A 20022-nucleotide genomic window follows, 5' to 3' on the forward strand; every position below is an offset into this window, starting at 1 on the left:
TCACGCGGCTGCCTCCGCAATGACGGTCACGGTCATGGTCTGGTTATGCAGCTCGCAGCGACCGGAAGCCGCGGGAGGTGCGATCTCGCCGTAGGAGTAGAAGCCGATGCGGGTGACATCGTCGCCGAGCTCGGCGGCAACCGCGTCGAGCTCATCCTGCGTACGCTGGCCCATCACCTTGCGACGACCGGTACAGCTTACCAGGATCGCCAGCTTGTCGCCCGCGACCTCATCCGCAAGCGCTTCCCGCGCCTGCCGGCCCGCCTCGCCCGCACCCGCGGCGAGGCTGTCGAAATTCGCCCGCATCAATTGCGCGGTGCAGCCCTCGGGAATGTCGGCGGCAAACGTCAGCGTGCGCGCGTCGCGATCCACCGCAAATACCGAGCGCACAATCTGTCGCTCCGGCGCGGCCTCGTCATGAATCCGCAAGGGAAACGCCAGGCCAGAACCCGGCATCGCCGCGGCCTCCTCCTCGCCGAGATAGCGGGTGTAGAGATCGAGCGGCGGCTCACCGTCGAGTTCCACGACGACAGCGCCGTTCGACTTCGTCACCTTACGCCGTGGGCCGAACACGTCCCAGCCACCGGCACAGCCATGCGCGAAACGGAAGGACGCGCCATAGAAGCCGATCGCCGCAATGCGGTTCGGCTGCGGTTCGCCGTCGCCTCCGACCAATGTCCGCTCGAGCCTTGCTCCGTCGCCCGCGAGTCCGCCGGTCACCGGCACTTCGGGCCCCAATACCTCGGCGATCCCGGCAATCAGTTCGTTGCCGTTCACGTTCAATCCATCGGAGAGGACGAACACGCCGGCGAGGTCCGGCCCCGCCAATTGACGGGCGAGACGCATGCCGCAAATCCGCGATGTCCCGCGGGATTCGATCGTCTCGTTCACCACCCGCACGCGCGTCCGTGCGAAATGCAGGGCGACGGCGACGATCACGTCGTCGGCAATGTCGTCGCCATGAATCTGGCCACCGGTGCTGCAACCGACGATGTGGCTGTCGGGATAGAAGCCGCGCAGCTCGCGATAACGCTCGCCGCTCGCCAATCCCTCACGACTGCCGAAATAAAGGACGAGCTGAGGAGACTCGCACAGGGCATTCGCTCCGCGCCAGCCATGGGCAGCATTCCAGTGGCGATATTGAATCTGCATCCCGCGCTCTCTGCGATCCTTGAACCACAGATTGCGTCGCAGTGCATTGCATCGCTGTTAATCCGGCGCCTGCTTCACCACCGTTGGTTACCCCGGCATGAAAGCCGTTGCGGAGTCGCGATCGTTTCTCCGTAGGACCCCGGGGAACGATCGCGTGCGCGAAGGTCGCCTTCCGTAATCTAACGGACGAGCACGCGTTCTCCGACACCTACCAGCTGCGTGGAACCATCCTGCAATTCCGGAACCCGGCCGCCCTCCGCAGCAGTCCTGATGGCTGCGATATTGGCGGCATAGTCCACACTGCTCTTGCCGCGGAACACCGCGGAACCGGCGACAAGCGTGTCGGCACCGGCGGCGGCAACCGCGCCGGCATTGTCGCGCGTGACGCCGCCATCGACCTCGAGCCGGATCGGCCGATCGCCGATCATGCTTCTGATGCGCGCGATCTTCTCGAGCTGCGAGTCGAGGAATGACTGGCCGCCGAAGCCAGGATTGACCGTCATCACCAGCACGAGGTCGAGACGGTCGAGCACATATTCGATCGCGCTCTCGGGCGTCGACGGACACAGGCTGACGCCGGCCTTCTTGCCCAGCCCGCGGATCGCCTGGAGCGAACGGTCGAGATGCGGGCCTGCCTCGGCATGCACGGTGATGACGTCTGCGCCGGCCTTCGCGAACGCCTCCAGATAGGGATCAACGGGCGCGATCATCAGATGCACGTCGAAGATCTTCTTCGTCACCGGCCGGATCGCCTTGATGACATCGGCGCCAAAACTGATGTTCGGCACGAAGTGGCCGTCCATGACATCGCAATGGATCCAGTCGGCACCGGCCAAATCGATGCTTGCGATCTCCTCGCCGAGACGCGCGAAGTCCGCCGCCAGGATCGAGGGGGCGATGACGATCTCCCGGGTCATGGCTTTGCGCTCCTTGCATCGGCCCCGCCCGAGAACACGCGGCTCGCCAGCACGTCCAGGGGATCGATGGTTTCGAGATCGGCGACGTCGAGCATGCGGTCGAGATCCGACACCAGGCGGTCGGCCTGCCGCAGGCGGATACGATCGACGGCGTTGCGGATCGAGCGGGCGTTGGAAAAGAACGGCTGGGTCCGGCGCAACGCAATGTACTGCTCGAAGGCCTGGCGCGCTGCCGCCGAGAAACGATAGCCGCGCTCCCTCAACATCAGTTCGGCAATGACCAGCAGTTCGGCTTCCGCATAGTCGGGAAATTCGATGTGATGGGCAATGCGCGAGCGGAAGCCGGGATTCGACGCGAAGAAGCTCGTCATGCGCTCGCCGTAGCCGGCGAGGATCACGACGAGGTCCTCACGCTGGTTCTCCATCACCTGAAGCAGGATCTCGATTGCCTCCTGGCCGTAGTCGCGCTCATTGTCCGGGCGATGCAGGTAGTAGGCCTCGTCGATGAACAGCACGCCGCCCATCGCTTTCTTCAGTATCTCTTTCGTCTTCGGCGCGGTGTGGCCGATATATTGCCCGACCAGGTCGTCGCGCGTCACCGAGATCACCTGTCCACGCCGAACGAAACCGAGCCCGTGCAGGATCTTTGCCATGCGCAGCGCCACCGTGGTCTTGCCGGTCCCGGGATTGCCGGTGAACGACATGTGCAGCGTCGGCGGCGCTGCTGCGAGGCCAGCACGCTGGCGGATGCGCTCGATCAGCAAGAGCGAAGCGATCTGGCGCACGCGGCTCTTGACCGGCTTCAGTCCGATCAGCTCCTGCTCGAGCTGTTGCAACGTGTCGGTGATCCCGGCTGCCTCGGCCTCCTTGCGGAGATCGAATGTGGTCTCGTTCGGCTCGGTGGTCGTTGCCTTGGGCATGTCAAGCATCGGCGCCTCGAAGAAAGAAGCTTCGCCGCGGGGCGGCGGCGAAGCAGTGATCCGCCAAGGAAACGGAGCAGGGAGGCTCCGCGCGGAGAGGATAATCAGGTCGAGGCGTGCGCGGCCGGCTTGCGCACGGTGGTGTAGCGGATCGCGCGTCCCCCCACCTCCTGCCGCACCAGTTCGAATTCGGCCTCTTGCTTGGGCCGGTTGACGATGAACGAGATCCGGACCGACTCCCAACCGTGGCTGGAGTCGAAGCCGCTGATGCGGATGTAGCGGTCGCCATACACCCTGCGGCATTCGGCAAGCTCCATCATCACGCCGGCAGCGTCCTGGAGATCGAACATCGGCAGGCCCCACATCTCCCAATAGGTGCTGCGGGGATGCGGATCGTCGGTGAACTCGATGTTCACCGCCCAGCCGTTGGCGAGGCAGTATTGCACCTGCTTGGTGATCTGGTCGTCGGTCAGATCAGGCAGGAACGAGAAGCAACCTTGGGTCAGTTTCATCGTCAAAACTCCTCAGACTGTTTCCAGCGCCGTCGGCACGAAGTCCGGCGTATCCGTGGATTGATAGTTGAAAGTGACGTCCTTCCAGACTTCGAGCGCCGACTTCAGCGGCGTGCAGGTCTGTGCCGCCCTGGCCAGGATCTCCGGCCCCTCGTGGACGTAGTCGCGGCCCTCGTTGCGGGCGAGGATCATCGCTTCCAGCGCCACGCGGTTGGCGATCGCGCCGGCCGCAATGCCCATGGGATGGCCGATGGTGCCGCCGCCGAATTGCAGCACGACGTCTTCACCGAGCAGATCGAGCAGCTGATGCATCTGGCCGGCATGGATGCCGCCGGAGGCGACCGGCATCATCTTGTTCAAGCTCGCCCAGGATTGGTCGAAGAAAATGCCGTGCTCGAGCCTGGTCGGATTGAACTCCTCGCGGCAGACATCATAGTAGCCGCGCGTGGTATTGGGGTCGCCTTCGAGCTTGCCGACCACAGTGCCGGCATGGATGTGGTCCACGCCCGCAAGCCGCATCCATTTCGCGATGACGCGGAACGACACGCCGTGGCTCTTCTGCCGTGTATAGGTGGAGTGACCGGCGCGGTGCAGATGCAGGATCATGTCGTTGCGGCGCGCCCATTTCGCCATGGACTGGATCGCGGTGTAGCCGATCACGAGGTCGATCATGACGATGCACGAGCCGAGCTCTTTCGCGAACTCCGCGCGCTCGTACATGTCCTCCATCGTAGCCGCGGTGACGTTCAGATAGGTGCCCTTGACCTCGCCCGAGGCGGCCTGCGCGCGGTTCACGGCCTCCATGCAATAGAGGAAGCGGTCGCGCCAGTGCATGAAGGGCTGCGAGTTGATGTTCTCGTCATCCTTGGTGAAGTCGAGCCCGCCCTTCAGCGCCTCGTAGACCACGCGGCCGTAATTGCGGCCTGAAAGACCGAGCTTCGGCTTTACGGTTGCGCCCAGCAGCGGCCGGCCGAACTTGTCGAGCCGCTCGCGCTCGACGACGATGCCCGTTGCAGGTCCCTGGAATGTCTTCACATAGGCGACGGGGAAGCGCATGTCTTCCAGGCGCAGCGCCTTCAGCGGCTTGAAGCCGAAGACGTTGCCGATGATCGAAGCCGAGAGATTCGCGATCGAACCGGGCTCGAACAGGTCGAGATCATAGGCGATATAGGCGAAATACGAGCCGGGAGCGCCCGGCACAGGATCGACGCGGTAGCATTTTGCACGGTACTTCTCCGCCGCGGTCAGGCGATCGGTCCACACCACCGTCCAGGTCGCAGTCGAGGATTCGCCGGCGACGGCCGCCGACGCCTCGATCGGGTCGACGCCCTCCTGCGGCGTCACGCGGAACAGTGCGATGACATCCGTGTCCTTTGGCGTATACTCGGGCTCCCAATAGCCCATGCGCGCGTATTCCATCGTGCCCGAGCGATAGCGCTCCTTGCCGCGGACGGTTCCTGCATGTGCATTCATGGCTCTCTCCTGCTCTTCTCTCTCTGAATGATTAGGCCGCGACCGGCTCGCGGGCGTCGATACGCGGATCGAGCTCGCCGGCGCGGTAACGCCGCGCCATCTCGCTCAAGGGAAGGACCTTGATCTTGCTGGCATGGCCCGCCGTTCCGAACTGCTCGAAACGGTCGCAGCAGAGCTCGCGCATCGCGTCCATCGCGGGTTTCAGGAATTTGCGCGGATCGAACTCGGAACGCGATTGCGTGGCAACCTTCCGGAACACGGCGGTCATCGCCAGACGACAATCCGTATCGATGTTGACCTTGCGCACGCCGCTCTTGATGCCGCGGACGATCTCCTCGACCGGCACGCCCCAGGTCTGCGGCATCTCGCCGCCAAACCGGTTGAACATGTCCTGGAGCGGCTGAGGCACCGACGAGGAGCCGTGCATCACCAGATGCGTGTTCGGCAGGCGGCGATGGATCTCCTCGACCACCCGCATCGCCAGGATGTCGCCGTCGGGCTTGCGACTGAACTTGTAGGCGCCATGCGAGGTGCCCATTGCAATCGCAAGCGCGTCGACCTTGGTGGCACGGACGAAGTCCACAGCCTGGCCGGGATCAGTCAGCAACTGGTCGTGACTGACCTTGCCCTCGATACCATGGCCGTCTTCCTGCTCGCCGCCACCATGCTCCAGCGAGCCAAGCACACCGAGTTCGCCTTCGACGGAGGCGCCGACCCAATGGGCAAGATCGACGACGCGTCGGGTGATCGCGACGTTGTAGTCGTAGTCGGCCGCCGTCTTGGCGTCGGCCTCGAGCGAGCCGTCCATCATCACCGAGGTAAAGCCATGGGCGATGGCGGAGGCACACGTCGCCTCGTCATTGCCGTGGTCCTGGTGCATGCAGAGCGGAATGTCCGGATAGGTCCGCTCCAGCGCGTCGATCATATGCGAGAGCATGAGATCGCCTGCATAACTGCGCGCACCGCGCGAAGCCTGGATGATGACGGGCGCATCGACTTCGGCGGCCGCCTGCATGATCGCGATGCCTTGCTCCATGTTGTTGATGTTGAACGCCGGCACTGCGTAACCATGGGACGCGGCATGATCGAGCAGCTGGCGAAGGGTGATACGGGCCACGAACATTCCTCCTGTTATTGCTTGCGAACGCGGGCGATGGTCCGGCGGGCGGCCTCGGCTATGCTTTGCGGCGTGATGCCGAACTCGCGGTAGAGCACCGGCGCAGGCGCAGAGGCGCCGAAGCCGCGCATACCGACGAACTCGCCGTCCGCACCGGTCCAGCGATGCCAATCCCCGACAACGGCAGCCTCGATGCCGACGCGAGGAGCCGTGCCGAGCACGGCGGCGCGATAGTCATCGGGTTGCTCTTCGAACAGGGCGAAGCATGGCGCGGACACGACAGCGGCACGGATATGCTCGGTCGCAAGCAGGCGGGCAGCTTCGAGCGCGATCGAGACTTCCGAGCCGGTCGCCATCAGCGTCACGTCGCGGCCGCCGTCGGGCGAGACGATCAGATAGGCGCCGCGGGCGACCCGGTTCCGGCCGCGGACATCGCTGCGAAAGGTCGGCAACGCCTGGCGCGACAGGCACAGCACGGAAGGACGGTCCTTCGCTTCGAGCGCGCAGTCCCAGGCCTCCAGCGTCTCGACCGCGTCGGCGGGGCGGAACACCAGCAAGTTGGGAATGACGCGCAGCGCCGCAAGATGCTCGACCGGCTGATGCGTCGGGCCATCCTCCCCGAGGCCAATGGAGTCGTGCGTCATCACATGGATGACGCGGAGCCGCATCAGGGCCGCAAGGCGGATCGCCGGCCGGCTGTAGTCGGAGAAGGCGAGGAACGTGCCGCCATAAGGTATGAAGCCGCCATGCAGCGCCAGGCCGTTCATCGCAGCGGCCATGCCGTGCTCACGGATGCCGTAGTGGATGTAGTCGCCGGCGAACGCATCGCGCTTGACGGGCGCCTGTGCCTTGGCATGCGTCAGGTTCGAATGGGTCAGGTCAGCCGAGCCGCCGACCAATCCGGGGATGGTCCCGGCAATGCCGTCGAGCACCTGCTGCGAGGCCTGCCGCGTCGCAAGCTTGGGACGTTCGCTGGCAAAGCGCTCGCGCAATTTTGCCGAGGCCTGGGCATAGGCGTGCGGCAGGGCAACCGACTTGCCCTCGATGAACAGTTCGCGCTGCTCGGGCGTCGCGTGTTCATAGCGATCAAGCCAGGCGAGACGCTCGACCTGCCCGCGTTGGCCGATCATCCGCCACGCCTTTGCGACGGTGACAGGCACGACGAAGGGTTGATAATCCCAGCCAAGTGTCCGTCGCGCAGCCGCAGCCTGCTCGGTGCCGAGCGGCGCGCCATGCGCCTTCTCGGTGCCCTGCCGATCCGGCGCGCCGTAACCGATGATGGTGCGGCAGGCGATCAGCGACGGTTTTTCGGTTTCACGTTCTTCCGCAATCGCCTCTGCGACGGCTTCGGGATCGTGCCCATCGACGCGGCGCACGGACCAGCCGGACGCCGCGAAGCGCGCCAGTTGATCATCCGAGGTCGCAAGCGACGTCGGCCCGTCGATGGAGATGCCATTGTCGTCGAACAGCACGATCAGGCGGCCAAGTCCGAGGTGGCCGGCGAGCGAGATCGCCTCCTGGCTGATGCCTTCCATGAGACAGCCGTCACCAGATATCACATAGGTGAAGTGATCGACGAGGCCGTCGCCATGCCGCGCGTTCGCCATGCGCTCGGCCAGCGCCATGCCGACGGCGGTCGCGATCCCCTGCCCCAACGGACCGGTCGTGGTCTCGACGCCGGGCGTGTGACCATATTCCGGATGTCCCGGCGTCTTGGAGCCCCATTGCCTGAAGGCCTTGATGTCATCGAGGCTGACTTCTCCACCGGTAAGGTGCAGCAGCGCATAGAGCAGCATCGAGCCGTGGCCGGCCGAGAGCACAAAACGGTCGCGGTCCGGCCAGCTCGGATGCGCCGAGTCGAATTTGAGGAAGCGCGAGAACAGCACGGTCGCGACATCGGCCATTCCCATGGGTAGTCCAGGATGACCTGACTGCGAGGTCTCGATGGCGTCGACCGCGAGGAAGCGGACGGCGTTGGCAAGATCGCTGTGCGCGACGGCCGTGAGGTCGGCGTCGGCATGAACCGAGATGTTCATCAGATCCTCCTTTTCACTTCAGGCTGCGCTTGCGCTCGATCAGCTGCATGATCAGCGGCGTCAGGATGAGCTGCATTGCGAGATCGAGCTTCGCGCCCGGACACACGATCGAATTCGCGCGGGACATCCAGCTGTGCGGCAGCATCGAGAGCAGATAGGGAAAATCGATGCCGCGCGGATTCTTGAAGCGGATCACGACCATCGATTCGTCCGGCGTCGGGATCCAGCGTGCGATGAACGGATTTGACGTATCGACCGTCGGCACACGCTGGAAATTGATGTCGGTCTCGGTGAATTGCGGGCAGATGTAGTGGATGTAATCCGGCATCCGCCGCAGGATCGTGTCGGTGACGGCCTCGGTCGAATAGCCGCGCGCGCTGCGGTCACGATGCAGCTTCTGGATCCATTCGAGATTGATCACGGGCACGACGCCGATCTTGAGGTCGGCATAGCGGGCGACGTTGACCCTGTCGGTGACGACGGCGCCGTGCAGGCCCTCGTAGAACAAGAGGTCCGAGGTCTCCGGCAGCTGCTTCCATTCGGTGAAGGTGCCGGGGGCAGCGCCATGCAGCGCGGATTCCTCGGCGTCGTGCACGTAGTGCCGCGTCGTCGCCGTGCCGGTCTCGCCATAGTCGCGGAAGGCGCGTTCGAGTTCCTCGAACAGATTGGTCTCGGGGCTGAAATGGCTGAAATGCTTGTTGCCGCGTTCAGCCTCGGTCGCCATCTGCGCGCGCATCTCGGCGCGGTCGTAACGATGGAAGGCATCGCCCTCGATGTAGACGGCGTTGACCTTCTCGCGGAAGAAGATCTGCTCAAAGGTCTTCTTGACCGAGGTGGTGCCGGCGCCGGACGAGCCGGTGATGGAGATGATCGGATGCTTCCTCGACATGGGTCACCTCGCTCACAGCCGGAAGAAGCCGCGCCGCGCGAACAGCGGTGCGGAGACGCTGGCGACCGGCAGTGGATCGCAGTGCAGCTCGGCGACGCGCCGCACCTCGTTGCTGGAGCCCATGACCAGCGGCACGCGCTGGTGCAGGCTTTGCGCCGAGAGATCGAGGATGCGCTCGCGACCGGTCGAAGCCGAGCCGCCGGCCTGCTCGATGATCATGGCCATCGGGTGCGCTTCGTAGACGAGACGCAAACGGCCGTCGCCGTAGCCTGGCCGCGCGTCGGAGGGATAGAGGAACACGCCGCCGCGGGTCAGGATGCGATAGGCCTCCGCGACCAGTGAGCCGATCCAGCGCATGTTGAAATTATGATTCGCAGGTCCCTCGACGCCGGCGAGGCATTCATCGACGAAGGCGCGCACCGGCGGATCCCAATGGCGGCGATTGGAGACGTTGATCGCAAACTCCTCGCAAGCCTCGGAGATCTGCACGGCGCTGCGCGCGAGACGGAAGCAGCCGGCCTTGCGATCGAGCGTGAAGATGTCGACGCCATCGCCCAGCGTCAGCACCAGCGAGGTCTGCGGACCGTAGGTGACGAAACCTGCGGCCAGTTGCGCTGAGCCGCGCTGATGGAAGGCGAGACCGAGATCATCCGGCGCCGGCAGGATCGAGAAGATCGTGCCGACGGTCATGTTGATGTCGATGTTGGAGGAGCCGTCGAGCGGATCGATCGCAACGCAGATCTTGGCTTCGCGGTCGCCAATCTGCGGCTCGCGCATCTCTTCGGACGCCAATGCCGCGATCGGCAGCCTGCCGAGGCAGCGCCGCAGGATCGCATCCGCCTGGACGTCCAGATTGCGCTGGATATCGCCGTCGCTGTTGCGGCCGGTGGTGAGGCCGGAGGCGTCCGCGAGGTCGCCAGTGGCGATGAGGTCGGCGATCTCGATCGCCGCAGCGGCGATGGCATCGACAGCGGCCGCCACGGCCAAGGCATGCGGCGCCGTCTCGGAATAGCGTTGAAGGTGGTCGTCCAGCCTGAGTTGCCCGGTCATCTGCGTCCATCCCCTTGTGGGTGCCGCATCCAGTTCCCTCCTTTCGGGAGGTTGGTGCGGTCTGTCCCAGCATGAGGAGATTGACAGCGTCGGCTTAATAAGGAAAATTTCTATTTATAATGAGTGTCAAAGAATTTTCTTATAATGGACCTGCCCATGCGGCGAGCCAGTTCCGGCATCTGACGATCCGGCAGCTGCGTTCCCTTGCGGCGCTCTCAGCCAAGGGCAGCGTCACCGCGGCCTCGGCCCAGCTCGGGCTGACCCAGCCGGCCGTGACCCAGCAGCTCCGGCAGCTTCAGGACCTAGCGGGATTGCCTCTGGTGCAGCGGACCGGGGACGGCATGCTGCTGACGGAGGCTGGCCGGGAGGTGTTGGCGCTCGCCGAGCGCGTCGAGGCTGCGATCACGGATTGCCAGGGCGCGCTCGACCTGCTTGCCGGCAAGACCGGCGGCACGGTGCATCTCGGCGCGGTCTCGACCGCGAAATATTTCGTGCCGCACGCGATCGCGGCGTTCTCCAAGCGCTCGCCGAAGATCGAGATCAAGCTCACCATCGGCAATCGCGAGGAGATCCGCGAGGCCATGCACGGCTACGACCTCGATTTCGCGGTGATGGGTCGGCCACCGGCCGACGTCAGCGTCGATGTGCGGCAGCTCGGGCGTAATCCGCACATCATCGTCGCGCGCAAGGGGCATTGGTTGGAGAAGGATTCAGGGCTCAGCCTGACCGATCTGGTCCACGAGACCTTCCTCACCCGCGAGCCCGGATCGGGCACGCGCACGCTGATGGAGGGGATGTTTCAGAAGTCCGACCTCGAGCCGATCATCGGCATGGAGATGAGCAGCAACGAGACCATCAAGCAGGCCGTGATCGCCGGGCTCGGCATCGCCTTCATCTCGGCCCACACGGTGGCGCATGAACTCGCCGAGGGTCGTCTGATCGTGCTCGATGTCGCGGGTTTGCCGATCGTCCGGCAATGGTACGTGATCCGCCGCAGCGACAAGGTGCTGCTGCCCCCGGCGCAGGCGATGTTCGATTTTCTGGGATCGGAAGGGGCGAACTATCTGCCCGAGGTGCCCGATTTCGGCGAGCGATAGCGCTCAGGCCATCAGCTTCATCGCGACCGTCGCCGCCAGGATGACGATGATCTGGAGCAGACGCTGTGTCGTGAAGATGCGGTTGAAGGTGGTCATCGCGCGTCCCGGCCGTCGTGAAGGAGATCCGAGCGGGTTGCTAGCATACGCGCGCAACCCGGTAACTCCGTAGTAGCCACGATCCCCGCTCGCGACCTGTTCGCCGGAACCCTGCGGTAGCGCTCGACCAGGCTGTCGAGCTTCCTTGACGCTCAGGCCGCGAGCGGTGCCGCATAGTCCGTGCGCGAGGCGAAATAGGCTTCCAGCTCCAACAGCGCGCGGGCTTCCCACTCGCTGGCCTGCTCGAGCAGCGACCAGCGCTGGCTCGGCCGAAACGCCGCGGTCTGCCGATAGAGCGATGCGATGCCGCGATAGCGGCGCACGTTCTCAAAAATGGCGTGTCCGTTCATGACGAAAACTCCCTCGTATTCCCGCGGGAGAAATTGCGGCCAAATCTTTTTTGAAAAGTTAGCGGCTCGAGCCGAGCGTGCGGATGGTTGCCCGACTGTTGCGCAAGCGCAACGGGCCGGTCACGCGCGGCACCTGTCTATTGCGAATTCGTTGCCGCGCTCTCGCCCGACGGCTTCAATCGACCGCTTCTGTTGATGGTCATGGTCGCACGGCAGAGATCGGCAAGGCCGATCAGAAGCACGGCAAGCAGGCAAAAGAAATTGACGGAATCCGCGTTCGCGGCGGAGAGCGACGTGAACGCGAAGAAAGGCGGGATGAACACCCACCACACCAGCGGAACGGTGAGCACGGCGGCAAACACCGCCGCCGGCGTGCCCGCGACGATGCCGAGCACGAACAGGCCGGGCAGGAAGGCCGCGAAATAGAGCTTTACGCCGAGCGCGACGCAGATGCCTTGAAGCGCAGCCGACGCTGCCACGACGATGAATCCGAGCAGAAATGCCTGCCACGACCATGGTCGTACTCGCGATACGCCAACCAGTCCCGCACGCCTCATAAGGCCTCCCCTGCAGCCATTAACCAAGCCGCTTGCGACCAAAGTACTACAAGCGCAGGGAATGCGCGAGACGGAAATTGCCTCCTCCGGATCGCCCCCTCAGCCGCTTGGTAAACAGCCTCGACACACAATCGTACCGCTACTCAGTTGCCGCGTAGAGCAAGCTGGCAGCAGGCAGCGCAAGGCCAATGGCCGAGGCCAGCGCCCAGCCGCCCTGCGCGAACGCCCAGGCGCCGAGCGCGGATCCTGCGGCACCGGCCGCGAAGAACGTCGCCATATAGAGGCCGTTGAGGCGGCTGCGATGCTCGTGCCCGAGCACGAAGATGGCGCGAAAGCCCAGCACCACATTGCCCTGCACGCCGAAGTCGATCGCGATCGCCGCCACTACCAGACAGGCAAGATTGAGCATCGATCCGGCCGTGCCGACATGCGTCACCAGAAAACCCACCGCGACGAACAGCATTGCAGCGATCGTGGCGATGCGGCTATGGCCGCGATCGGCGAGCCGTCCCGCGATCGGCGCCGCGAACACACCGGACACGCCTGCGAGCGCGAACAGCGCAATGCCGCGCTGGGTGAAGCCGAATTGGCTGGCGAGTTGGAGCGGCACCACCGTCCAGAACAGGGTGAAGGCACCGAACAGGCCGGCCTGGTAGAGCGCGCGACGCCGGAGCAGCGGCGTAGTGCGCGCCAGATGCGGCATCGACAGCAACAGCGTGCCGTAATGCATCCGCGCCACCGGCTTGCGCTTCGGCAGCGTGACGCGAAGCACGATCGCGAGCAAGATCATCAGCGCCGCCGAGCAGAAGAACACCGCATGCCACGACAGCGCCGCGGTCACAAGGCTCGAGACCGGGCGCGCCAGCATGATGCCGAGCATCAACCCGGTCGAGACGTTGCCGACGACGCGGCCACGAACGGCTTCCGGCGCCAGGTGTGCGGCGTAGGGAATGATGATCTGCACCGCGACCGAGCCGAGACCGATGAACAGCGCGGCGATCAGGAACGGGAGCGCATGCGTCGCGAACGCGGCCGCGAGCAGCGCGGCCGCCCCGAGCGTGATGACGGTGCAGATCAGCGCGCGGTTCTCGACGAGATCGCCCAGCGGCACGATGAAGAGCAATCCCGTGCCGTAGCCGACCTGGGTCATGGTCACGATCAGGCCCGCTGCTGCGTGCGACAAGCCAAGCGCGGCGCTGATCGGCGCGATCAGCGGCTGGGCATAGTAGATGTTGGCGGCGACCATGCCACAAGCCGCTGCAAGCACGAAGGTCAGGCGCTGCGACACTGCATCCGTCCCGGGCGCGGTCTCGATCGTGGCATTCATCGTCATTCCAAACTCTCCGACACTTCGACGTCTCCATGCATAGGAAACGTTCATTCCCTAATTTGACAAAGGTTCAGGCAAGCAGCTTGATCGCGACGCCGACCAGTCGCTCGCCGTCGAGCGGCAGGCGCGCCTTGCCGACGACGCGCAGGCCCTGCGTCATGCAGATCATCAGTCGCGCGGTGTCGTCGGCGTCGACATGGTCCGGAATCGAGCCGTCGGCCTGCCCCTCGCGGATGAGACCGGCAATGAAACTTTCGTTGGTCTTGAGCTGCGCCGCGACGCGCGCCCGCATCACCGGATCGACCGCCGAGAGCTCGACCGCACTGCCGACCACGATGCAGCCGCGGTGCCCCTCGATCCCCTGGGAGTGCTCGACATAGGACAGCAGCACGTTGCGCACCCGCTCGCGACCATTCGCGCCGCGCGCGGCCGCACTGCGGGTCTGCTCGCCGCGCACCGCGGCGTAGCGCTCAAAGGCGGCGAGGAACACGGCATGCTTGTCGCGAAACGCCTTGTAGACGCTGCCGGTGGCAAGCCGCATCGCCGCCGTGAGGTCTCCGATCGAGGTCGCGTGGTAGCCCCGCTCGCAAAACACCCTGACAGCGCCATCCAGCGCGGTATCCATGTCAAACTCCCGGGGACGACCGGGCGGGTGGGCGGACGGTTCGGATTTTCGGGCTGCTTTTCGCATCGCGCCATAATAGGGAATGATCGTTTCCAAATAAAGACACGTGGTTGTGATCGGGGGCTGACGGCCACCCCCGTGTCACGTCCGCCGGACCGGCCTGCCGTCCGCCATGGTCGCCACGCCCTTCCGCTCGACGATCATGCCATAGGCCCGCGGCTGGCGATGGACGTCGAAATTGAAGGTCGTGCGCTTGTAGGAAATGCAGAGGTCGAGATCGCAGCGGGCCAGCGCGAGCTCATCGCCCTTGGTCGCGCATCTCGCGATGATCTCGCCTGACGGCGCGATGATGCAGCTGCCGCCGATGTGATCGACGCCTTCTTCAACGCCGGCCTTGGCGACGCCGACGACGAAAGTGCCGTTCTGATAGGCGCCCGACTGCATCACCAGATGATTGTGGAACAGGGAGAGGTCGTCGTGCTCCGGCGCAGGCGGATTGTGCACCGGGGTGTTGTAGCCGATCATCACCATCTCGACGCCCTGCAGACCCATCACCCGATAGGTCTCGCTCCAGCGGCGGTCGTTGCAGATCGCCATTCCCATCACGCCGCCGAACGCATCGACCACGCCGAAACCGGAGCCCGGCTCGAAATAGCGCTTCTCCAGATGCTGAAACTTGCGCCATGGCTCGTGCTCGGCATGCCCAGGCAAGTGAACCTTGCGGTATTTCGCAACGATCGCGCCGCTTTTGTCGACGAGGATCGACGTGTTGTAGCGGTGCACGACACCGGCCTCGGCCGTGAGCTCGGCATAGCCGAGACAAAATCCGATTCCGATCTCGCGGGCGAGATCGAACAGCGCTTGCGTCTCCGCCCCCGGCATCTCGCGTTCGAAGAAATGATCGATCTCGGCCTGGGCCTCGAAGTACCAGCGCGGAAAGAACGTCGTCAGCGCCAGCTCGGGGTAGACGATCAGGTCGCAGCCGTTGGCGTGTGCCTGGCGCATCAGGGCCATCAGCCGCGCCACCACCGCGGTCCTCGTCTCCGTCCTCGCGATCGGGCCCAGCTGGCCTGCTGCGACAGTCACAAATCTCGCCACGAATTGCCCCTCGTTCGTTTGCCGGATCGCCCGGCCCCACTATCGCGCATATGCAGGTTTTGCGCCTGTTCGCGTCGATGCTGGAAGATGAGCCAGCATGCGCCGGTATTCCAGGAACTTTCGTTGCCGATCTGCAACGGTTCCCGACGATCTAAGACCGGACAAAAGAAACGCCCATTGCGGCCACGAACCCTGCTCACAACGCCGTGAGACAAGTCAGGGGAACGACGATGCGCGCACAACGCGTTTGGAACGTGACTGGAGCCGCCAGCATCGGGCAGCTTCAGTCCAGATTGGACGATTTGAACAAGCGCCTCAGCCAGCTCGAGAGCCAGCATCCCGAGAGCTGGAAGATCGACGAGCTGAAATCGAGCGCACTCAGCCTGTCGCGGGAGATCGACGACATCCGCTGCGCCGAGGCGACCGCCGCGTTGCGGGAATTGCTGCGGAAGTAACCGGGCCGACGATTCGGAGCCGGCGAAGGAAGCCTGCACCCAGCCCTGCCGCCTCCATGGCGAGCATCGAGCAAAATCACGACCAGCCGCTCGCGCGAGATCATCTCGCGCGGGCGGCCGGCGCTGTTTGCACGCTGGTCCTGACTACGTGAACACGAAGTATTCGCTGTGAAGGCTCGCGACCGTGGACGCCTTGATCAGGATCGTATCGTGGCTGTCCAGCGTGATCAGGACATCGGAACCCTGCTGCGTCATGTGCAGATCGTTGAAGCTTGCAGCAAGCGTCGAGCTGACCGAGATCTTGTCCGTGCTGGCTGTGCTCGTGCCGTTGTTGAAGCTGTAGACCGTATCATTGCCGCCCTGATAGGTGACGGTGCCACCGTTGGTGGAGCGGAAATAGAACGTATCGTTGCCGGTGCCGCCGGCAAGCTTCAGATTGTCGGCATAGGCATAGACTTCGTGGGCCCCGCTGGTGTGGGTATATTCGCGCATCGTCAGACTGCCGCTGGCGTTCGTCGTGTCGGTGCGGATATCGCCGGTTCCAACCTGGCTGTAATAGTCCACGGCAGTGGAGCCGTCAGCATTCACGAGCGTGTGGTTCAGGATCGCGCCCGCGCTGGAGTAGTTGGAAATCTCCTTGCTGCCGTCCGAATTGTGTTTTTCGAGATAATCGTAGCTCCCATCGGAGTGGAAGCGTTCGACCAGCGTGACATTGCCGCCGGCGTCGCTGGTCTGGTGCGTCGACGTGTAGGACTGGCCGGTGATCTGATAGGCATAGACATCCGTCGAGCCGTCCTTGTGAAGGATGCTGTCCTTTGTCAGCACGCCGCTCGTGTAGGACTTGTTCTCCGCACTACCGTCCTCGTTTGCAGTATATTCGGTCAACTTGTTGCCTGACAGCGTGTCGTAGGTCGAGGTGGTCGTACCCGTCGAGGCGACCGAGACCTCCGTGGTCAATTTGCCGGCGCCGGTGTAATAGTCGTAAAGCTTCGAACCATCCGGGTTGTAGGCCGCCTTGTAGTCGTAAGTGCCGTCGGAGTGGAAGCGTTCGACAAGCGTGACATTGCCACTGGCGTCGCTGGCTTGATGCGTCGAGGTATAGGACTGGCCGGTGATATTGTAGGCGTAGACCTCGGACGAGCCGTCCTTGTGAAGAACGTTGTCCTTCACCAGCACGTCGTTCACGTAGGTCTTGTTGTCGGCGCTGCCATCCACGTTGGCCGTATAGACGCTGAGCTTGTCGCCGGTCGTCGTGTCGTAGGTCGTCGTCGTGGTAGCAGCCGAGGTGACTGATATTTCGGAGCTGTGAGCCCCCGCGGTCGTGTAGTAGTCGTAGACCTTGGAACCGTCGGCGCCATAGGTCACTTTGTATTGATAGCTGCCGTCAGCGTGAAAGCGCTCGACCAGCGTCACCTTGCCGCTCGCGTCGCCCACCTGGTGCGTCGAGGTGTAGGACTGGCCGATGATGTTGTAGACGTAGACCTCGGATGAACCGTCCTTGTTCAGGACGTTGTCTTTCATCAGCACGCCGTTCGCATAGGCCTTGTTGTCGGCGCTGCCGTCCACATTGGCCGTATAAACGTTGAGCTTGTCGCCAGTCGTGACGTCATAGGTCGTCGTCGTCGTGGCGGTCGACGTGACCGATATGTCGGAGCTGTGAACGCCTGTGGTCGTGTAGTAGTCGTAGACCTTGGAACCGTCCGCGTTATAAACCACCTTGTACTGATAGCTGCCATCGGCATGGAAGCGCTCGATCAGCGTCACCTTACCGCTTGCATCGGCCACCTGATGCGTCGAGGTGTAGGACTGGCCGGTGATATTGTAGACGTAGACCTCGGACGAGCCGTCCTTGTTCAGAACGTTGTCCTTCATCAGCACGCCGTTCGAGTACGCCTTGTTGTCCGCACTGCCGTCCACATTGGCCGTATAGACGTTGAGCTTGTAGCCGGTCGACGTGTCATAGGTCGTCGTCGTTGTGGCGGACGACGTGACCGATATGTCGGAGCTGTGAGCTCCCGTGCTCGCATAGTAGTCGTAGACCTTGGAACCGTCCGCGTTATAGACCACCTTGTACTGATAGCTGCCGTCGGCGTGGAAACGCTCGATCAGCGTCACCTTACCGCTCGCGTCGGCCACCTGGTGCGTCGACGCATAGGACTGCCCGCTGATATTGTAGACATAGACCTCGGACGAGCCGTCCTTGTTCAGGACGCTGTCCTTCATCAGCACGCCGTTCGTATAGAGCTTGTTGTCGGCGCTGCCGTCGGAATTGCTGGTATAAACCCGGGCCTTGTCGCCGGTCGCGGTATCATAAGTCGTCGTGACCGTGCTGGTGGACGTCACGCTGACTTCGGTGCTCAGCGCGCCGGTGCTGCTGTAGTAGTCGTAGGCCTTGGAACCGTCGGCGTTGTACGCAGCCTTGTATTGATAGCTGCCATCAGCGTGGAAACGCTCGATCAGCGTCACCTTGCCGCTCGCATCGTACGCGGTGTGATCCGACGTGTAAGACTGGCCTGTCAGGCCGTAGTGGTAATAGTCGACCCGTCCGTCAGCCAGGGCAATGCTTTTCGAGACAATGGCGCCGCTGCTGCTGACACCCCAAACGGTGGTCTCGGTCAGGGTACCGCTGGCATCAAAATCCTGTTCTTCGGTCCAGCCGGCGCCGCCCCAGGTGATCGAGAAGGAATAGCCGCCATCGATCTTCGACAGCAGGTTGCCATAGTGGGCAATGACGTATTGCATGGTCTCGGGCGACGAGACGGCCAGAACATGCGAGTCGCTCAACGTCACCTTGTCCAGTCCGGTGGCATTCACCAGAGTGTCCATCTGGGCGACGAAGTCGGCCGATGTCATCGTGAGATCGGAATTCACTGTCGTCGTGGCTTCGGCCACAGCGGATGTCGCGCCGACCTCGATGACCAACGGGTGGTCGCTGAGCCCGATCTGGATCGAGCCCGTGTTGTAATACACCGCAATCGGGGCCGTACCCTTCAGCGGGTCATAGACGTAAACGGCACTTTCCACCTGCCCGAACTGAACGGTAACGGTCGTCGTCGGCGTATCGATCTCCGTCTGGGTCGCATTGTCCCATTTGAGCGTATCGGCCCAGACGACGAGGTCGCTGACGGCGCCGGACTTGTTCATCAGCATCGTATGCGTGTTGCTGGGCGCATTGGACAGCGTGTAGCTCAGATCCGCGCCGGTATAAGGGGTGCCGTTGTCACCGTGGCTCAAAATGGTCGTCAGGTTGTGGACCGCGACAGCGGCTTCCTTCGGCGTCCCGTCAGCATTGAAAAGACCGAAATGAGCTTCCTTGTCGCCACGAGACGCCGAGGATGGCGAGTCAAACAATTCGTATATATAGGTGGCGGACGAACCGTCTTCATACGCCAGGAGCAGATTGGAGAGCACAAGCTTCGCCTGTGCGTCTTCATTGACGCCGATTCCGCTGGTGCTCGACAGCGTCGTATAACCGGTCTCCGTGACGAAGACCGGATCGTTCGTCGAAATATCCTTCGCCAGAGCGAGGTCTTGCTCGACCTGACCGTCGGCAAGCGCCCCTGTCTGCACATAGACGTGTGCATTCGCCGCATCCGAATAGGCGCTCATGTCGCCAACCTGAGCGTTCATCGCCTCGGTCTGGTTTCCGATACTGAAGTTGACGACGGTGACGTCGCTGAGAACAGCGTTGGCCTTCACAGCGGCGTAAAGGGCCTCCTGGAACGCTGCCGCGCCCTCAAGCGAAGTCATCCCGTTATAGGAGAAGGAATTCAGATTGGCTTCATTGATGCCTTCGATGGACAAGACGGCGCCCGGGTGCTCAGCCTTGAACTCCGCAAGGGCAGTGATGTAGCTGGCCAGTCCGCTGCTGCCCGCCCCAGGCAGAGCATAGCTGACGCGAAAATCGAAAGAGATACCCGCGTTGGCAAGCGCGTCGACGACAGGGCTTGCGTGACCGAATGCGTTGAAAGAGTCGCGAACGTGACTGATGCCGAGATAATCCAGACTGCTGATGATCAAGCTGGAGTTGGTATAGGTGTCGACATAGCTGCCTGCGTTGGTGTTGATACCGAGGGAGTTCAAGAAACTCGATGCAGTAGTAACAGTCGCGTTTGACATGCGTAGAAAGTCCCCTTTGCCGTTGCGCGCAGACTGGCAGCCAGTTCTAAAAAACCCGCTTCAAGAAAGCTAAAATTGTGTGGCTTTCCCCATATCTTCGCCGCTCACCCTCATCGTTGAGGATGTCGTCCTCATCAAGACGCAGGTCGAACGAAAACAGGGCGGCGGGAACTGTTGCGGAGATGATACGGTGGTCGCGTCGATTCATATCGACCGAAGTGCCCGTCTT

The 20022-nt window shown here is 63.2% G+C and carries 17 protein-coding genes; 2 read left to right on the forward strand and 15 right to left on the reverse strand.

Annotated elements, in window-relative coordinates:
- The 9 genes from XH90_RS26410 to XH90_RS26450 all read right to left on the reverse strand — a co-directional run bounded on the left by XH90_RS26410 (position 1) and on the right by XH90_RS26450 (position 10066).
- Positions 1–1152 carry an FIST signal transduction protein gene (locus XH90_RS26410; protein WP_194477224.1) on the reverse strand — a complete coding sequence of 384 codons (1152 nt, stop codon included), beginning with the start codon at positions 1150–1152 and terminating at the stop codon, positions 1–3.
- Between the two features lie 179 nt (positions 1153–1331).
- Complete coding sequence (rpe, locus tag XH90_RS26415) at positions 1332–2069, reverse strand: ribulose-phosphate 3-epimerase (protein WP_194477225.1); 738 nt, start codon at positions 2067–2069, stop codon at positions 1332–1334.
- The gene (gene cbbX / locus XH90_RS26420; RefSeq protein ID WP_194477226.1) at positions 2066–2998 is read right to left on the reverse strand and encodes a CbbX protein; all 933 of its coding nucleotides are present in this window, start codon (positions 2996–2998) and stop codon (positions 2066–2068) included. Before cbbX ends, rpe begins: the two co-directional genes overlap by 4 nt.
- Before the next feature lie 95 nt (positions 2999–3093).
- Positions 3094–3501, reverse strand: a complete 408-nt coding sequence (locus XH90_RS26425; RefSeq protein WP_194477227.1) for a ribulose bisphosphate carboxylase small subunit — start codon at positions 3499–3501, stop codon at positions 3094–3096.
- A gap of 12 nt (positions 3502–3513) precedes the next feature.
- On the reverse strand, positions 3514–4974 hold the full coding sequence (locus XH90_RS26430; protein WP_194477228.1) for a form I ribulose bisphosphate carboxylase large subunit: 1461 nt from the start codon (positions 4972–4974) through the stop codon (positions 3514–3516).
- 31 nt (positions 4975–5005) lie between these two features.
- The gene (fba, locus tag XH90_RS26435; RefSeq protein ID WP_194477229.1) at positions 5006–6091 is read right to left on the reverse strand and encodes a class II fructose-bisphosphate aldolase; all 1086 of its coding nucleotides are present in this window, start codon (positions 6089–6091) and stop codon (positions 5006–5008) included.
- Positions 6092–6105: 14 nt separating this feature from the next.
- Entirely contained in the window at positions 6106–8127 is a 2022-nt protein-coding gene (gene tkt, locus XH90_RS26440) for a transketolase (RefSeq protein WP_194477230.1), read from the reverse strand.
- Between the two features lie 13 nt (positions 8128–8140).
- Positions 8141–9016 (reverse strand): phosphoribulokinase, encoded by an 876-nt coding sequence (locus XH90_RS26445; RefSeq protein WP_194477231.1) that lies wholly within the window; start codon positions 9014–9016, stop codon positions 8141–8143.
- 12 nt (positions 9017–9028) lie between these two features.
- Positions 9029–10066 (reverse strand): class 1 fructose-bisphosphatase, encoded by a 1038-nt coding sequence (locus XH90_RS26450; RefSeq protein ID WP_194477232.1) that lies wholly within the window; start codon positions 10064–10066, stop codon positions 9029–9031.
- A 119-nt stretch (positions 10067–10185) separates the two neighbouring features.
- Between XH90_RS26450 and XH90_RS26455 the strand changes: the two genes are divergently transcribed.
- Positions 10186–11163, forward strand: coding sequence for a LysR family transcriptional regulator (locus XH90_RS26455; protein WP_194477233.1), 978 nt, complete (start codon positions 10186–10188; stop codon positions 11161–11163).
- A 248-nt stretch (positions 11164–11411) separates the two neighbouring features.
- Here the strand turns inward: XH90_RS26455 and XH90_RS26460 are convergent, their stop codons facing one another.
- The 5 genes from XH90_RS26460 to XH90_RS26480 form a co-directional block, all read right to left on the reverse strand.
- Positions 11412–11609 (reverse strand): hypothetical protein, encoded by a 198-nt coding sequence (locus tag XH90_RS26460; RefSeq protein ID WP_194477234.1) that lies wholly within the window; start codon positions 11607–11609, stop codon positions 11412–11414.
- A gap of 137 nt (positions 11610–11746) precedes the next feature.
- On the reverse strand, positions 11747–12088 hold the full coding sequence (locus tag XH90_RS26465) for a DUF4118 domain-containing protein (protein ID WP_246755592.1): 342 nt from the start codon (positions 12086–12088) through the stop codon (positions 11747–11749).
- A gap of 217 nt (positions 12089–12305) precedes the next feature.
- On the reverse strand, positions 12306–13499 hold the full coding sequence (locus XH90_RS26470) for an MFS transporter (RefSeq protein ID WP_194477236.1): 1194 nt from the start codon (positions 13497–13499) through the stop codon (positions 12306–12308).
- Between the two features lie 67 nt (positions 13500–13566).
- Positions 13567–14121: a TetR/AcrR family transcriptional regulator gene (locus XH90_RS26475; protein WP_246755593.1), complete on the reverse strand. Its 555-nt coding sequence runs from the start codon at positions 14119–14121 to the stop codon at positions 13567–13569.
- Between the two features lie 141 nt (positions 14122–14262).
- Entirely contained in the window at positions 14263–15219 is a 957-nt protein-coding gene (locus XH90_RS26480; protein ID WP_194477237.1) for an N-carbamoyl-D-amino-acid hydrolase, read from the reverse strand.
- 230 nt (positions 15220–15449) lie between these two features.
- Here XH90_RS26480 and XH90_RS26485 point away from each other — a divergent pair, with 230 nt between their 5' ends.
- On the forward strand, positions 15450–15674 hold the full coding sequence (locus XH90_RS26485) for a hypothetical protein (protein WP_194477238.1): 225 nt from the start codon (positions 15450–15452) through the stop codon (positions 15672–15674).
- A 144-nt stretch (positions 15675–15818) separates the two neighbouring features.
- Here XH90_RS26485 and XH90_RS26490 read toward each other — a convergent pair whose 3' ends face one another.
- On the reverse strand, positions 15819–19757 hold the full coding sequence (locus XH90_RS26490) for a hypothetical protein (protein WP_194477239.1): 3939 nt from the start codon (positions 19755–19757) through the stop codon (positions 15819–15821).
- Between the last annotated feature and the right edge of the window lie 265 nt (positions 19758–20022).

Source organism: Bradyrhizobium sp. CCBAU 53338 (assembly GCF_015291665.1).
Classification (GTDB): domain Bacteria; phylum Pseudomonadota; class Alphaproteobacteria; order Rhizobiales; family Xanthobacteraceae; genus Bradyrhizobium.

What these genes read in the sequence shown, in the direction of transcription:
- XH90_RS26410 (WP_194477224.1), bottom strand. Translation starts at nt 1,152, where the DNA reads ATGCAGATTCAATATCGCCACTGGAATGCTGCCCATGGCTGGCGCGGA.
- rpe (WP_194477225.1), bottom strand. Translation starts at nt 2,069, where the DNA reads ATGACCCGGGAGATCGTCATCGCCCCCTCGATCCTGGCGGCGGACTTC.
- cbbX (WP_194477226.1), bottom strand. Translation starts at nt 2,998, where the DNA reads ATGCTTGACATGCCCAAGGCAACGACCACCGAGCCGAACGAGACCACA.
- XH90_RS26425 (WP_194477227.1), bottom strand. Translation starts at nt 3,501, where the DNA reads ATGAAACTGACCCAAGGTTGCTTCTCGTTCCTGCCTGATCTGACCGAC.
- XH90_RS26430 (WP_194477228.1), bottom strand. Translation starts at nt 4,974, where the DNA reads ATGAATGCACATGCAGGAACCGTCCGCGGCAAGGAGCGCTATCGCTCG.
- tkt (WP_194477230.1), bottom strand. Translation starts at nt 8,127, where the DNA reads ATGAACATCTCGGTTCATGCCGACGCCGACCTCACGGCCGTCGCGCAC.
- XH90_RS26445 (WP_194477231.1), bottom strand. Translation starts at nt 9,016, where the DNA reads ATGTCGAGGAAGCATCCGATCATCTCCATCACCGGCTCGTCCGGCGCC.
- XH90_RS26450 (WP_194477232.1), bottom strand. Translation starts at nt 10,066, where the DNA reads ATGACCGGGCAACTCAGGCTGGACGACCACCTTCAACGCTATTCCGAG.
- XH90_RS26455 (WP_194477233.1), top strand. Translation starts at nt 10,186, where the DNA reads ATGAGTGTCAAAGAATTTTCTTATAATGGACCTGCCCATGCGGCGAGC.
- XH90_RS26460 (WP_194477234.1), bottom strand. Translation starts at nt 11,609, where the DNA reads ATGAACGGACACGCCATTTTTGAGAACGTGCGCCGCTATCGCGGCATC.
- XH90_RS26470 (WP_194477236.1), bottom strand. Translation starts at nt 13,499, where the DNA reads ATGACGATGAATGCCACGATCGAGACCGCGCCCGGGACGGATGCAGTG.
- XH90_RS26475 (WP_246755593.1), bottom strand. Translation starts at nt 14,121, where the DNA reads ATGGATACCGCGCTGGATGGCGCTGTCAGGGTGTTTTGCGAGCGGGGC.
- XH90_RS26485 (WP_194477238.1), top strand. Translation starts at nt 15,450, where the DNA reads ATGCGCGCACAACGCGTTTGGAACGTGACTGGAGCCGCCAGCATCGGG.